The sequence below is a fragment of the Marinobacter confluentis genome, assembly GCF_004785685.1.
Taxonomy (GTDB): Bacteria; Pseudomonadota; Gammaproteobacteria; order Pseudomonadales; family Oleiphilaceae; genus Marinobacter; species Marinobacter confluentis.
Map to the genome: position 1 here is coordinate 92,183 of NZ_SRPF01000001.1, position 13,852 is coordinate 106,034.

12 protein-coding genes are annotated in these 13,852 nt (G+C 58.9%); 9 read left to right on the top strand and 3 right to left on the bottom strand.

From position 1 onward, the window contains the following. The first annotated feature begins 10 nt into the window (after positions 1–10). The 7 genes from ppc to E5Q11_RS00480 all read left to right on the top strand — a co-directional run bounded on the left by ppc (position 11) and on the right by E5Q11_RS00480 (position 7,715). Complete coding sequence (gene ppc / locus E5Q11_RS00450) at positions 11–2,656, top strand: phosphoenolpyruvate carboxylase (RefSeq protein WP_135801448.1); 2,646 nt, start codon at positions 11–13, stop codon at positions 2,654–2,656. Between the two features lie 32 nt (positions 2,657–2,688). Beyond that, positions 2,689–4,059, top strand: a complete 1,371-nt coding sequence (locus E5Q11_RS00455; protein ID WP_135801449.1) for an aminoacyl-tRNA deacylase and HDOD domain-containing protein — start codon at positions 2,689–2,691, stop codon at positions 4,057–4,059. Positions 4,060–4,257: 198 nt separating this feature from the next. After that, complete coding sequence (adk, locus tag E5Q11_RS00460) at positions 4,258–4,911, top strand: adenylate kinase (RefSeq protein WP_135801450.1); 654 nt, start codon at positions 4,258–4,260, stop codon at positions 4,909–4,911. 4 nt (positions 4,912–4,915) lie between these two features. After that, positions 4,916–5,620 carry a tRNA (adenosine(37)-N6)-threonylcarbamoyltransferase complex dimerization subunit type 1 TsaB gene (gene tsaB / locus E5Q11_RS00465; RefSeq protein ID WP_135801451.1) on the top strand — a complete coding sequence of 235 codons (705 nt, stop codon included), beginning with the start codon at positions 4,916–4,918 and terminating at the stop codon, positions 5,618–5,620. Between the two features lie 37 nt (positions 5,621–5,657). Next, positions 5,658–6,455 carry an undecaprenyl-diphosphate phosphatase gene (locus E5Q11_RS00470; RefSeq protein WP_135801452.1) on the top strand — a complete coding sequence of 266 codons (798 nt, stop codon included), beginning with the start codon at positions 5,658–5,660 and terminating at the stop codon, positions 6,453–6,455. 85 nt (positions 6,456–6,540) lie between these two features. Continuing rightward, positions 6,541–6,906 carry a UDP pyrophosphate phosphatase gene (locus E5Q11_RS00475; RefSeq protein WP_135802375.1) on the top strand — a complete coding sequence of 122 codons (366 nt, stop codon included), beginning with the start codon at positions 6,541–6,543 and terminating at the stop codon, positions 6,904–6,906. Then, entirely contained in the window at positions 6,906–7,715 is an 810-nt protein-coding gene (locus E5Q11_RS00480; RefSeq protein ID WP_135801453.1) for a class I SAM-dependent methyltransferase, read from the top strand. The genes E5Q11_RS00475 and E5Q11_RS00480 overlap by 1 nt, the downstream gene beginning before the upstream one ends. Position 7,716: 1 nt before the next feature. Here E5Q11_RS00480 and plsB read toward each other — a convergent pair whose 3' ends face one another. Beyond that, entirely contained in the window at positions 7,717–10,185 is a 2,469-nt protein-coding gene (gene plsB / locus E5Q11_RS00485) for a glycerol-3-phosphate 1-O-acyltransferase PlsB (RefSeq protein WP_135801454.1), read from the bottom strand. A gap of 142 nt (positions 10,186–10,327) precedes the next feature. Here plsB and nudC point away from each other — a divergent pair, with 142 nt between their 5' ends. Both nudC and murI read left to right on the top strand, forming a co-directional pair. Continuing rightward, positions 10,328–11,146 carry an NAD(+) diphosphatase gene (gene nudC, locus E5Q11_RS00490; RefSeq protein WP_135801455.1) on the top strand — a complete coding sequence of 273 codons (819 nt, stop codon included), beginning with the start codon at positions 10,328–10,330 and terminating at the stop codon, positions 11,144–11,146. Beyond that, entirely contained in the window at positions 11,143–12,036 is an 894-nt protein-coding gene (murI, locus tag E5Q11_RS00495) for a glutamate racemase (RefSeq protein WP_225314994.1), read from the top strand. The genes nudC and murI overlap by 4 nt, the downstream gene beginning before the upstream one ends. On the opposite strand, the gene E5Q11_RS00500 is transcribed toward murI, so the two are convergent. After that, on the bottom strand, positions 11,983–12,990 hold the full coding sequence (locus tag E5Q11_RS00500; protein WP_135801456.1) for a DUF2156 domain-containing protein: 1,008 nt from the start codon (positions 12,988–12,990) through the stop codon (positions 11,983–11,985). The two genes, murI and E5Q11_RS00500, sit on opposite strands and share 54 nt — an antisense overlap. A 57-nt stretch (positions 12,991–13,047) precedes the next feature. Beyond that, positions 13,048–13,701 carry a class I SAM-dependent methyltransferase gene (locus E5Q11_RS00505; RefSeq protein WP_135801457.1) on the bottom strand — a complete coding sequence of 218 codons (654 nt, stop codon included), beginning with the start codon at positions 13,699–13,701 and terminating at the stop codon, positions 13,048–13,050. Between the last annotated feature and the right edge of the window lie 151 nt (positions 13,702–13,852).

A 13,852-nucleotide genomic window follows, 5' to 3' on the forward strand; every position in this document is an offset into this window, starting at 1 on the left:
GGACGCTATTGTGACTGAGCTGCATCCCGAACTGCGAGAGAACGTTCGAATGCTGGGTGAACTGCTGGGGCAGAGCATTCAGCGCCATCCGGGACAGGACTGTTTTGATCTGATTGAAGAAGTCAGGGCCGCCGCCAAGGCTGACCGCCGCCAGGAAAGCGGGTCCGGTCAGAGGCTGGTAAACCTGCTGGGTAAACTCAGCGATGACGAACTGCTGCCGGTAACCCGTGCCTTTAACCAGTTTCTGAATCTGGCCAACCTGGCCGAGCAGTATCACAGCATTCGCCGCAAGCGCGGCCATGAATCCGACCTGATGGTGGAATCGCTCAGTGAGGTGTTCGAGCGGCTCATAGACGGCGGCGTTGCCCCGGAAGATCTTCATCGGCGGGTTGCCGACCTGCGAATCGAGTATGTGCTGACCGCCCACCCGACAGAAGTGGCGCGGCGCACGCTGATCATGAAATACGACGAGATGTCGGATTGCCTGGCCAGGCTGGACCACGATGACCTGCTGCCGGCCGAGAGCGAAGAAATCGTCAGCCGCCTGACCCAGTTGGTGAATGAAGCCTGGCACACCGACGAAATCCGCCACGAGCGGCCCACAGCGGTGGATGAGGCCAAATGGGGCTTCGCTGTGATTGAGAACAGCCTCTGGCTGGCACTGCCGAAATTCCTGCGGAGCCTGGACCGTTCACTGACCGAAGCCACCGGCAAGGGCCTGCCGTTGAACGCCTCCCCGATCCGGATTGCGTCCTGGATGGGGGGTGACCGTGACGGCAACCCCAATGTCACCCATGAAGTAACCCGCAAAGTCTTTCTCCTGGGCCGCTGGATGGCGGCGGATCTTTACCTTCGGGATATCCAGGCACTGCGGGCGGAGCTTTCCATGTGGCAGGCCAGCGATGAACTGCGGGCCCTGGTTGGCGATTCTCGCGAGCCCTATCGCCAGGTGCTGGCCGAGTTACGGGAAAAGCTGATCCGCACCCGTGACTGGGCCGAGGCAAGAATCGAGAATCGCCCCGCGGACGACAGCGGCATCCTGTTTGAAAACAGCGATTTCGTCGACCCATTGGAACTCTGCTATCGCTCACTGATGGAGTGCGGGCTGGAAAGCATCGCTCAGGGCCCTTTGCTGGACACCCTGCGTCGGGCGCATACTTTTGGATTGCCACTGATCCGTCTGGACATTCGCCAGGAATCCACCCGCCACGCCGCCGCTGTCGCCGAGATGGTGAGCTATCTTGGCCTGGGGGATTACCTGTCCTGGCCCGAGGAGGAGCGCCAGTCGTTTCTGGTGAAAGAACTCCGCGGGCGTCGTCCCCTGGTGCCCCGCAACTGGGCGCCGTCTGACGAGGTCAGGGAAGTGCTTGCCACCTGCGAAATCGTGGCGCAGCAGACCCCTGAGGCACTTGGCTCTTACGTCATTTCCATGGCCAGCAAACCGTCGGACGTACTGAACGTGATTCTGCTGCTGCGGGAAGCGGGCATGACCCACCCCATGCGTGTGGTGCCCCTGTTTGAAACCCTGGACGATCTGCGCGGTGCGCCGGACAGCATGGCCGCCCTGTATGAAGTCGACTGGTACCGGGAGTACTGCAAGGGCAGCCAGGAAGTGATGATCGGTTATTCCGATTCCTCCAAGGACGCCGGCCAGATGATGGCCGCCTGGGCTCAGTACCAGGCTCAGGAAAAGCTGACCGAAGTGGCCGGGCGTTTCGGTATTCACCTGACACTCTTCCACGGGCGCGGCGGTACCGTTGGCCGTGGTGGTGGACCGGCCAATCGCGCGATTCTTTCCCAGCCTCCGGGTTCGGTGAACGGCAGTTTCAGAATTACCGAACAGGGCGAAATGATCCGTTTCAAATTCGGCCTGCCCCGGCTGGCGGAGCAGAGCCTGACGCTTTACACCACGGCGGTAATCGAGGCGACGCTGGCGCCGCCCAGGGGCCCGGAGCCGGAATGGCGCGAGGCCATGGACTGGCTGACCGAACGGTCATTGGCGGCCTATCGTTCCGTGGTGCGGGATAACCCGGACTTCGTGCCTTATTTTCGCCAGGTGACCCCAGAGCAGGCCCTCGGCAAACTGGCACTGGGCAGCCGTCCAGCCCGGAGAAAGCCCGGAGGCGGGGTGGAAAGTCTGCGCGCCATTCCATGGATATTCGCCTGGACCCAGATGAGGCTGATGTTGCCAAGCTGGCTGGGCAGTGATGTGGCACTGAAAGACGCTTTCGCCAACAACAAGGTGCCGGTGCTGAGGGAGATGATGGACCAGTGGCCATTCTTCAAAACCTATGTGGATATGCTGGAAATGGTCCTGGCCAAGGCGGACCTGCGGATTGCCAGCCACTACGAGAAAACCCTGGCGGATGACCCCCAACTGCTCGAACTGGGCGAGGATCTGCGGGCACGGCTGCGAGGCTGCATTGCCAATCTGCTGGAGCTCAAGCAACAGGACACCCTGCTGGAGCACGAGCCGGTGTTTGCCCACTCAATGAAGGTGCGAAACCCTTACACGGATCCGCTACACTATCTTCAGGCCGAGCTGCTCAAGCGTGACCGGGAAAGCGAAGGTAAAGGGCAGGTGCCGGAAATGGTTGAACGTGCCCTGAAGGTCACCATGGCAGGCATTGCAGCGGGTATGCGCAATACCGGCTGACGATCAGATAACAAGAAGGAAGGAGAAGGTCTTTGCCGATTGCACCAAGACTCGAGCGTTTTCTGAGCCTGAGAGGAATTGCCTTCCGGGAACTGGTCGTGCCATCTGCTTCCAGCCTTGACGCCGCCGTGTCTGCCTCCGGCCGGTCGCCCAATGAGTTTGTTCGCGCCAGCATGCTGATCGACATTAACGGCCCCTTGATGGTGGTGCACGGGTTTATCAGCAGCATCGACCCGGAGCTGATTCACCGGGTAACCGGGCGCCGGTTGCAACCCCTGACTGCGCGCCAGTCATCGCGCCTTTTCCTGGACTGTGACCCCGGCTTTATTCCCCCGGTTGGCGCGGCCTATGACGTACCAGTGCTGGTAGATGATGATGTCCGTCACTACTCACGGGTGGTGATGGCTTGCGGGGATGACAGCACCTTGCTGGAAATGGATCGCACCTCCCTGACCCGGGCCCTGGGTGATGCCATGGCTGGCCATGTGGTGATCAGAGGGCAGAACAATGGTGAGCGGGACTCGCTGACCCTGGAGGAAGTGGCCGACCAGTTGCAGAAGCTCTACAGGCTACCGCCCATGCCCGCTCTGGCGTTAAGGATTCTCAGGCTGACCAGCAATACGGATGCCTCGGCGAAAGAGTTGGCGGACCTGATCGAGTTCGATCCCAGCATGACCGCGCAGATCATGCGTTATGCCGGCTCAGCCCTGTTCAATTACCCGGGCCAGATCAATTCCGTTCAGGAAGCGGTCACCCGGGTTCTGGGATTTGACCGGGTTGCCCACATTGCCCTGGGTATTGCCTCGGTTCGGGCTTTCGAGATTCCCCGTAAGGGCATGCTGGGGATGGACGAGTTCTGGCGCCACTCCCTTTACTGCGCGTTCCTGTGTCAGCGAATGGCGTCCCGGTGCGGCGAAGACAAGGGGCTGGCTTATCTGTGCGGCCTACTGCATAACTTTGGACTATTGCTGATTGGCCATCTGTTCCCGGCAGAGTTTGATGAGCTGAATGAGCTTCGTGAATCCAACCCCGAAGCCAGTATGCACTCGCTGGAGCAACAGGTGTTCGGCGCTGGTGATCAGCGCCAGTTGCTGGCGGTTGGTCACGGGGCGATCGGCGGCATTCTGCATCGGCTCTGGCAGTTGCCGGATCCGGTTATCAAGTCAGCGGGTATGCACCAGCACCCGGACTACCACGGTGACCACGAGCAGTATGTTCTCATGGTGCAACTGGCCAACGCCCTGCTGAAAGAGCGGCAGATCGGTGATGAATTCAACCCTGACGACCTGCCTGCGCTGACGTCTGCGCTCGATCTGGAAGAGCAGGACCTGGACACCTTCAGGGATGAGGTAGAAAGAGTCTCCGCGGATCTGGACGCACTGGCCCGGTCCCTGTCATCCTGACGCCTGAAAATTGAACCTCCCGCACTGTGCGCGTGTTCCGCCTTACGACGGACGTCGACTTTCTATGGCAGGTCCGAATTCGTATAATGCGTGGCTTTCTGTGACCGACCGTAGAATCAGCCCCGAGAGGATGTCGCAAAGCCCGAGGGTTTTGCCACAGCTTTTCTTACGATAAAGACTATAACGGGAGCAATACCTATGAGAATCATCATGTTGGGCGCGCCAGGCGCCGGCAAGGGGACCCAGGCCCAGTTCATTACCGAACGCTTTGATATTCCGCAGATTTCAACCGGCGACATGCTGCGCGCGGCAGTCAAGGCCGAATCCGACCTTGGCAAACAGGTCAAGGAAGTGATGGCATCAGGTGGCCTGGTCTCGGATGACATCATTATTGCCCTGATTGAAGAGCGTGTGAAACAGCCTGACTGCAAGAATGGCTTTCTGCTGGACGGGTTCCCGCGCACGATTCCCCAGGCTGAAGCACTGAAAGACCAGGGTATTGCCATCGATTATGTGGTCGAGATTGCAGTGGACGACGAAGAAATTGTCAGCCGTCTTTCCGGGCGCCGGGTGCACGAAGCCAGTGGCCGCATTTACCACGTCAAGTATGATCCGCCGAAAGTCGACGGCAAAGACGATGAGACCGGCGAGCCACTGGTCCAGCGCAATGACGATCAGGAAGAAACCGTTCGTAACCGCCTGCGCATCTACCATGAGCAGACAGCGCCTCTGGTCAATTACTATCAGGACTGGGCCGGCAAAGATGCGACCAGTGCGCCAAAATACGTTCGGGTTGAGGGCGTTGGCAGCATGGACGACATCAAGAACCAGATTCTGACGCAACTGAAGTAAGCCCGTGAATCTATTGGCTCTGGATACCTCATCAGAGGGATGTTCCGCTGCGCTGCTTCGTGGCGCTGGGGATGACCGATTGACCATGCGCTCAGAACTGGCCCCGCGGGGCCATACCCGGCTGCTGATGCCGATGATCCGCGAACTGCTCAGCGAAGCCGGTCTGGCGCCGGCGGATCTCCACGTGCTGGCATTTGCCTGTGGTCCCGGATCCTTTACCGGCCTGCGAATTGCCACGGGCGTCGTGCAGGGTCTGGCCTACGGCCTGGATATCCCTGTGGTGCCCGTGTCTTCTCTGCAGGCGGTGGCCGCTGGTGCAATCGACGGGTTCGATCTGCAGGATGGAGACCGGGTGGCGGTCGCGTTTGATGCCCGCATGGGCGAAGTCTATTTTGCCAGCTATGAATGCCGCTATGGCAAGCCCCTGGCTCTGGCGAGCGAGCGGGTGTGTCCGCCTGAAGAGGTTTCTCTAGAACCGGGTGCGGGCCGCTGGTTCGGGGCCGGCAGCGGGTGGCGACTGCAAAGTCAGTTTCCCGCTGCAGTGACAGGCGCCATCGAGCAGGCAGACGATTCCTTGTTACCCCAGGCAAGCTGGGTTGCGCGGCTGGCTGCAGAATCGTTTGCAGCCTTTGGCGGTGTGGTGGCCGCCAAAGCGCAGCCGATCTATGTCCGTGATGAAGTAGCCTGGCAGAAACTGCCCGGTCGCTGAACGCCTTCTCTTTCCCTATCTGACGGATTTTGTGCCCATGGAACTTTGGCAAATCATTGTGCTGGCAGTGATTCAGGGTGTGACGGAATTTCTGCCTATCAGCAGCTCGGCGCACCTGATTCTTCCGTCTGAAGTACTGGGATGGTCCGATCAGGGTCTGGCGTTTGATGTCGCGGTGCATGTGGGCACGCTCACTGCGGTTGTCTGGTATTTCCGCCAGACTGTCGTCCAGTTGACCACCGCCTGGGTCGTCGATACCTCGCACCGGCGGATAGGCAAGGACAGTGGCCTGGCCTGGGCTGTCATTGCCGGCACAATACCGGCCGGCCTTGCCGGCATCCTTCTGAACGATGTGATTGAAACCACCCTGAGGTCGGGCCTGGTCATAGCCGCGTCCACCCTGGGGTTTGGTCTGGTGCTCTGGTGGTCTGATGCGGTCGCCCGGCGTAGCCGTTCCCTGGACGGCCTGGCCATCAAAGACGCTGTGGTGATCGGGCTTGCCCAGGCGCTGGCGTTGATTCCGGGCACCTCGCGCTCGGGTATAACCATCACCGCGGCGCTGTTTCTCGGATTCAGCCGGGAGGCCGCCGCGCGTTTTTCGTTTCTTCTGTCCATCCCGTTGATTCTGGCCGCCGGACTGTTGAAAACCCTGGAGCTTGTAGAGCAGGGCGGGGCTACCGACTGGGCTGCCATTGCGCTGGGCACCGGATTGTCTTTCATCAGTGCGCTGGTCTGCATCCACCTGTTTCTGACGTTTCTGGAACGGCTGGGGTTAATGCCTTTCGTGATCTACCGCCTGGTTCTGGGGACATTGCTGTTCCTGCTGCTGCTTTGATCGCTGCGGTAAAAGTCACGGCTTTCAAAACCGGTCGGGATCTTCCATAATCAGGCTCTCCAATGGATGATTCGGTGTGGCTGTCATGATCGGCGGAGTTAATCCAAACAGTAATCTGGCGTACCAGACCGGTAACAATGTACCGGTCCGAGAGCGAAGTGATATTGCCCGTGCCCCTGCGTCAACGGCGGAAGGCAATGCCGGCCAGGTGCGCCGTGATCTTGCCGAGGGCGCCTCGCCGTCTGCGGAATCCCGCCCGGTTACGCCCCAGGACGCCCTGGAGCGGCGAATCGAAGCCCGCCGGGCGGCGGAAGACACCCGCCTGGAACGGTTTCGCGCCGACGATCTTCCATTGAACACGTCTCGCGCCCTGGCGACCTTCGCCAATGTGGCGGCACCTGCCTCTGAAGCTCCTGACAGCCTTATCACCGGCATTGATATCCGCGTTTAATGGTGTCCGGCGACGATTTCACTGGCCTGGCTACGGGCCATAGTGCCCTCGGTGATGCCTGGCAGGTCAGGGATCTGGCGGATCGCCTTTCGGTTCCTTTCCTGGGGCTGGTAACGCCCAAGCTGGTCAGAGATGCGGCGCTTCTACTGTTTGCCGATGATCTGGGCCTGTGCCTGCAATTGACCGGTAAGGGCGCCCCGGGCCCGGTGCGAGCAGAATTCGTCAGTGGCAAGGCGGGCTATCGCCGGGAACATGGGGGCGGCACCGGCCAGTTGATTGCCAAGGCCGTGGGCCTGCAGAAAACCCGTCAGCCCCTGCACGTTGTGGACGCCACCGCAGGCCTTGGGCAGGATGCCTTTGTGCTGGCGTCACTGGGTTGCCGCATGACCCTTTTCGAGCGGTCACCGGCGGTCCATGCGATTCTGGAAGACGGCCTGGCCCGGGCATCCCTCAATCAGGAATGTGCCGGTATTATCGGACGCATCAAGCTTGAAGCCGGCGACAGCCTGCACTGGTTGCAGAACTGCGAACCCGGCTCTCTGGACGTGATCTATCTGGATCCGATGTTTCCCCACCGGGACAAATCAGCCCTGGTCAAGAAAGAAATGCAGGTGTTCCGGCAGCTGGTCGGTGATGACGAAGATTCCGATGCCCTCCTTGAAGCGGCCCTTGCTGCCGCCCGTTATCGGGTGGTGGTCAAGCGCCCGCGAAAGGCTGAGCCTCTGAACGGGCCGTCGGTTACCACGCGGGTCGAGGGCAAAAGCAGCCGGTTCGATGTGTATTCCCTCAAAGCCTTGCCCGCGACCTGACTTATGCGCCCAGCATGGTGACCTGCTGAATGGCCTGACGTTTCTCGACACTCAGAACCAGGCGGGCGTCTTCCGCCACTTCATCAAGGGCATCGCTGTAGCACAGTAGCCCGTTCTCGTTTTTAGTGACCACGTCATTGCTCTGCAGACTGCTGATAAAATTCCGGAACAGGGTCTTGTCGAAAAATTCCGGTGCATTCAGGCCAAACAGAATCGACATGCGCTCTGCCAGCAGGGTGCACTGATCTTCCAGTTCTTCCGCTGTTACCTTGCCGGATCCATACCGGCGTAGTACACCAATGGCAATGTGGTAGCGTTCGAGGGTCTGGATAATGAAGCGGGACAACACCCGCAGGCGCAGCATGGCGTCGGTTCCTTCCTCGGGTCGGCTGATCTGGCCGTTGGCTTCTTCAAACAGCAGGCCCTTGTCGACCAGAACGTCCACCCAGCGATTGATCACATCGGCAATTTCATCGGTGTGGTACCTCAGGAACAGCTCGGATTTCAGATAGGGGTAGGCGACACCGGCCAGAAACTCGATCTTGTCACGGTTCAGTGACTGCTTGTTCTCGAATAGGCTGGCAATCAGCGAGGGCAGGGCAAACAGGTGCTGAATGTTGTTGCGATAATAGGTCATCAGGATGGCATTGCTGCCTTCAAGCGCAATAATATCGCCCAGCTTCTGGGGTTTACGGGTAATCAGTCCCATGTTCTCGCAGTAGGCGACCCAGTCCTGGCCGTTGCCTTCGGGCAGGGTCACGGTGTCGGCGTAGGGATAGGCGCGCAGAAGGTCGGCGTACTGGTCCATCAGCCGGGTCAATTGAACCTCGTCCATGGCCAGCCTTTCCGCGCCAAGAAGCGCGGTTGCGGTGAGGCCAATCGGGTTCACCGCAACCGAGGCGTTGATATGGGACGCAACCCGGTCAGACAGTTCGCTGACTGCATCATTCAGCCAGTGCGGGCGGTATTCTGCATCGTAGGCTTCCTGGCGCCAGTCCGGATGGACCTCGTCCAGCACCTTTGCCAGTGGAATCGGGTCGCCAAAGTTAACCGCCACCTGGCCAAATGAATTGCTCAGCTTCCTGACCGTTTTGGCCAGTGTGAAGATGTTCTCCTTTTCCTTTTTCTTGCCCCGCAGCTCGCCCAGATATGAGCGGCCTTCCATGACTTTTTCATAGCCGAAGTAAACCGGCACAAATACGATTGGCTTGCGGTGGTCCCGCAGGAAGCTGCGTACCGTCATTGACAGCATGCCGGGGCGGGGCTGCAGCATCCGCCCGGTGCGGCTGCGGCCGCCTTCGACAAAATACTCCACCGAATAACCGCGGGAAAACATGACGTGCATGTATTCGTTGAACACAGTGGCGTAAAGCGGGTTGTCCTTGAAGCTGCGGCGCATGAAAAAGGCGCCACCGCGACGGAGAATGGGGCCGACAATGGGCATGTTCAGGTTGATACCCGCAGCGATGTGCGGCGGCATCAGACCGTTCTTGTAAAGCACGTAGGACAGCAGCAGATAGTCGATATGGGAGCGGTGGCAGGGCACGTAAACCACCGCATTATCCTGGGCGGCCTCTTTCGCAACCCGTATATTGTTCACGGCAATGCCTTTGTAGATCCGGTTCCACAGCCAGGCCAGCACCACCTCAAGAAACCGGATGGTGACAATCGACATGCTGGCGGCAATTTCATCCGCGTACTTGTAGGCTTTTATCCGGACCTTTTCCGGCTTCATGTCCTGCTCGACGGCGGTTTCGCGGATGGCTTCTTTCACTGCCGGAGTGCGGATCAGTCCGCCCACGAGGGTGCGGCGGTGCGACAGGTCAGGTCCCAGCACCGCCTGGCGCACCCGGCGGAAGTGGGTGCGCAGAATTCGGGCCAATTTGCGGTTGGCGCGTTCCTGGCTGTGGCGATATTCCGATACCACCTGCTGCAGGGACAGGGGCGCGTTGAACTGAACGTAGGTGCTGCGCCCGTGCAGCAGAATGATCAGCAGCTTCTGGAGACGACCGGCAACGGACCAGCTGTCGGAAAGCACCAGTTTGACTAGGGATTTTTCCTTGTCCGGGGACCGGCCCCAGAAAAGCGAAACCGGCACGATCTGCACTTCCTGATCCGGGTGCTCGAGGCCGTGGTGGACCAGCGCCCTGAATTCGCTGGTCTGCGCTGGAGTCCGGCGGCGTCTGAGCCGTCCACCGCTGCGGCCGTACAGAAAGAAAAAAGAATGGTTAGGCCCATTCTTCACCGGAAGCGAGGAGGCTGCTCCGGGCAGACCGGCATTGAGGACTTCCTGCTCCAGCACCAGCCGGCTTGAAAGCGACGCATACTGGAGTACGTAGCAAACCGGCTTATCCGGATCGATGCCCAGGGTTTCAGGGTCATTGCCGCTGACGTCTGTTCGCACCCAAAGAAACAGGATCTTGCGCAGAAACGTCAGGATCAGGCTGTAAACGCCCTGAAAAACTCGCATATGCAATGGCTCCGGTTTACCGAATCAGGCGCTAAGTTTACTCGCTTGCAGGGAACGCCGAAAGCCGTGTTCGCGTTCAGGTGTGCGTGAACGGTGTGGTACATTTCGTTATTACCTCATTCAAACGTCTGGAAAGTGGACTATGACGCAATGGACTCCCGGCTGGTCATCCCGCAAGCCGGCCCCTTCGGATCTGACTCTGGCGATAACCGATGGTCAGGTTGCTCGACCCCGGGATGGCTGGCTGCATCAATGGGCAGCCATTGAGCCGCTGACCTCCGGTGGTCTGGGCCCGGTCTATGTAGGGCAACTGAATGATCATCCGGTTTATGCGGTGGAAGTGTCGGAGCCTGCCGATGAAGTTTTTGAACTGGTGGGCCTGCGGGACGCGCTGATTCTGATGGAGGCCGCACCGGCTGAGCTGCTCAGTACCGGTTTCCAGGTACTGCAGTGGTGGCATGATCACCGGTACTGCGGCCGTTGCGGCGCGGTCACAGAAAGCCACACCAAAGAGCGTGCCCTGTGGTGCGGGAGCTGCTCCATTCCCTGGTATCCCCGGCTGGCGCCCTGCGTGATTGTGGTGATTCGGCGGGATGATCGGCTACTGCTGGCCCGGTCTTCCCGGGTAAAACGACATTTTTTCAGCCTGATTGCGGGGTTCGTTGAGCCTGGTGAAAATGTTGAGGCAGCGGTGGCGCGGGAAGTGAAAGAGGAGACCGGTCTTGAGGTGCAGAACATCCGCTATCAGCACTCCCAGCCCTGGCCTTTCCCCCATCAGTTGATGTTGGGTTTTTTCGCTGATTATGCAGGTGGCGAGCTGGTGCTGCAGGAAGATGAACTGGCAGAAGCGGACTGGTACCGGCCCGGCCAGCTGCCGCCAGTGCCGCCGCTGACCACCATTGCCGGGCGTCTGATCCAGGCCATGGAGCAGGAGATTCTGGCATCGGGGGAAGGATCTTGAACCATCCCGTGAACCTGCCCCAGCCGCGGATTCTGGTATTTGATTCGGGCATCGGCGGACTCAGTATTGCGCGCTGTATTCACCGGGCCCTACCGGCGGCCCAGTTGGTCTATCTGGCGGACAGCGCCGGATTTCCCTACGGCGGGCAGCCTGAATCGGTGGTGGTTGAGCGCAGCCAGCGGCTGATTGGCCGGGCGTTGAATGATGTGCCCTGTGACATCGTTGTTGTGGCCTGCAACACCGCCAGCACAGTGGTGCTGCCCGCCCTGCGGGCAATGACCGATACCCCGGTCATTGGTGTGGTCCCAGCGATCAAGCCAGCGGCCGCGCTGTCACAGAACCGTCGGATTGGCATTCTGGCGACTCCGGCTACGGTAACCCGTCCGTACCTTGAGTCGCTGGTGGCCGAGTTTGCCAGCGACTGCCATGTGGAACGCATCGGTCATCCCCAGCTGGTCCACTGGATTGAACAGCAGTTGGCGGGAGATAGTCTGCCGTCAGAGGATCTGAGCCGCGCACTACAACCATTCAGGGATGCCGGTGTGGATACGGTGGTGCTGGGTTGTACCCATTATCCGCTGATTGCTTCGGTGCTCAGGGAGCTGCTGCCGGATGTGACCTACTGGGTGGATTCCGGAGATGCCATTGCTCGTCGAGTAGGCTGGCTGTTGGAGCAGTCGGGCAGAAGCGTTGCAAGCCTCAAGGCGCAGGGCGCCGCCAGGACAATGGTTGACGTGCTTTTTACCGGAAGTCTGCCCGACGGGATGGCGGATTATCTCGCAGAACTGGGTCTGCCTGCTGGCCGGTTGCAGGGTAACTGGCCAGCCGACCCTGGCTCAGATCAGCCGGGTCAGCTTGAACATGGAGAAGAATTCCAACGCCGGCAGTGAGCGGCGATGGCAGCAATAGGTTTTAAACACCTCACCCCGGAACCGCGATTTGGTGAATTCCAGCCCCTTGAAGTTGTAAAGGAAGTTTCCCTTCTCATAGACGCCATGCATGATCCGTTTGAACAAGCGGCTTTCCTGGTGTTCGGTTTCAGGATGCAGCGACAGTGGGATCAGTCCCAGATCCAGATAGGGTACGCCCTCTTCCCGGAAAACCTCCATGGCATGGGCCATAAGAGTGTAGAAAATGCCCTGACGGAAATCCGCGTTGGCCCGTGAGATGTTGGGCACATAGCTGATGATTTCATTGTTGCGGTAAATTGGATCGAAATAGATAAAGCCCACGGCCTTGCCGTCCTGATAGGCGTAGAAATGGCGCTCGTTTTCCCGGTACTCCATGTCCATCGGCCGTATCAGGAAGCGGATTTCCTTGCTCTTGCACTTGCGGGTACGAATCCAGGCGTCAGAAATTTCCCGGGTATGATCGTCGCTGAAACGCTCTTTGACCGTGATGCCGGTTTTCCCGGCCTGATTCAGGGCTGTCCTCAGAATCTGTTTTTTCTTGCCAGACAGCGACCAGTTCTTCAGGTTGATGCGGGACTCGCTGCCAAACTGGGTGCCGAAGAGCCCGAACCGGCGATACATGAAATCGACAACGGGTTTGGAAACCTGGATATAACAGGCGTTGGGGAAGCGCTGGTGGAACTTTTCCAGAATGAATCCGAAATGTTCCGGGGCGGCGACCGGGTCAGACAGCACGAAGATACTGCCCCACTTGCGCATGTAGGCAATGTAGCCGATGCCCGGCAGATCGTAATAGGCCATGCCCGGCTGCAGGGTAGAGAATGACTGGGAGTGTACACCGTGCTTTTTGAGGTAGCCGACCCGCTCGGAGTGGGTAAACGCTCCTGCATCAGTTGATCGTATGCCATCCAGCGATAGAATCTGATCCGTCATTCCTGAATCTCCCCTTTTATTTTTTTACGCCCTTTTGCAGTCTGTCTGTTCGCGGGTTCAGGCCCGCTTTTGCCCAAGAATTGACCAGTAGCAATTCATGTTCAGCAGTTTGAAGTGCTTTTTCTCGGTGACATCCAGGCCAAGGCGCTTCATGTGCTCGGGGTAGTTGTAGATCTTGTGGAAGGCGTTATTGGCCAATAGCCAGAAGATGAACACGGCCATGTACCAGTAAAGCTTTTTGAACATCCGGGCGACGATGTTGCCAGTGGGGTAGCAGAAGTCCCCGACCACGATGCGCGCTTCTGGAGTGCCAAGGCGAATCAGGTGCTCCAGAACTTTCACCATCATGTCTTCGTCAAACACGTTGAGGAAAAAATTGGCGACTACCATGTCGTAGTGGCCGAAATCGTCCACGTTCATGATGTCGTTATGGATGCGACGAATGGTCAGGTGCGGCGCTTCTGCTTTCTGGGCATCGCCGAATTTGCGCAGCATGGTTTCAGATAGGTCGACGACGGTTACGTCGGCGCCCAGTTCGGCGGCGCGAATGGCATCACGGCCGTGGCCGACCCCTGCAAACAGGATGCGGTCGCCGGGTTTGACGGTTTCCACATCCAGCATGGCAGTTTTGCAACGGTGGATGTTCTTGCCGCTGTATAGGTTGCTGAGGAAATCGTAGACGGGTCCGATGTATTTGTATTTATCGCGCATGACCACTTCTGCCTGTTCAGATCCATTCGGAGCGTTTTCAGATGAAAGCGCTTGATGGAAATGAGCTTAGAGAAGTGACAGGGCCAATTATGTGCAGTACTACGCATTTCCGGATACACAAAGTTACGCTTGGCAACACTTTGCAAACCAG

Bases quoted from the DNA above. Each gene is read 5' to 3' on its own strand.
- adk (WP_135801450.1), top strand. From the start codon at position 4,258: ATGAGAATCATCATGTTGGGCGCGCCAGGCGCCGGCAAGGGGACCCAG.
- nudC (WP_135801455.1), top strand. From the start codon at position 10,328: ATGACGCAATGGACTCCCGGCTGGTCATCCCGCAAGCCGGCCCCTTCG.
- E5Q11_RS00480 (WP_135801453.1), top strand. From the start codon at position 6,906: ATGGTGTCCGGCGACGATTTCACTGGCCTGGCTACGGGCCATAGTGCC.
- E5Q11_RS00500 (WP_135801456.1), bottom strand. From the start codon at position 12,990: ATGACGGATCAGATTCTATCGCTGGATGGCATACGATCAACTGATGCA.
- plsB (WP_135801454.1), bottom strand. From the start codon at position 10,185: ATGCGAGTTTTTCAGGGCGTTTACAGCCTGATCCTGACGTTTCTGCGC.
- E5Q11_RS00475 (WP_135802375.1), top strand. From the start codon at position 6,541: ATGATCGGCGGAGTTAATCCAAACAGTAATCTGGCGTACCAGACCGGT.
- E5Q11_RS00470 (WP_135801452.1), top strand. From the start codon at position 5,658: ATGGAACTTTGGCAAATCATTGTGCTGGCAGTGATTCAGGGTGTGACG.
- E5Q11_RS00505 (WP_135801457.1), bottom strand. From the start codon at position 13,701: ATGCGCGATAAATACAAATACATCGGACCCGTCTACGATTTCCTCAGC.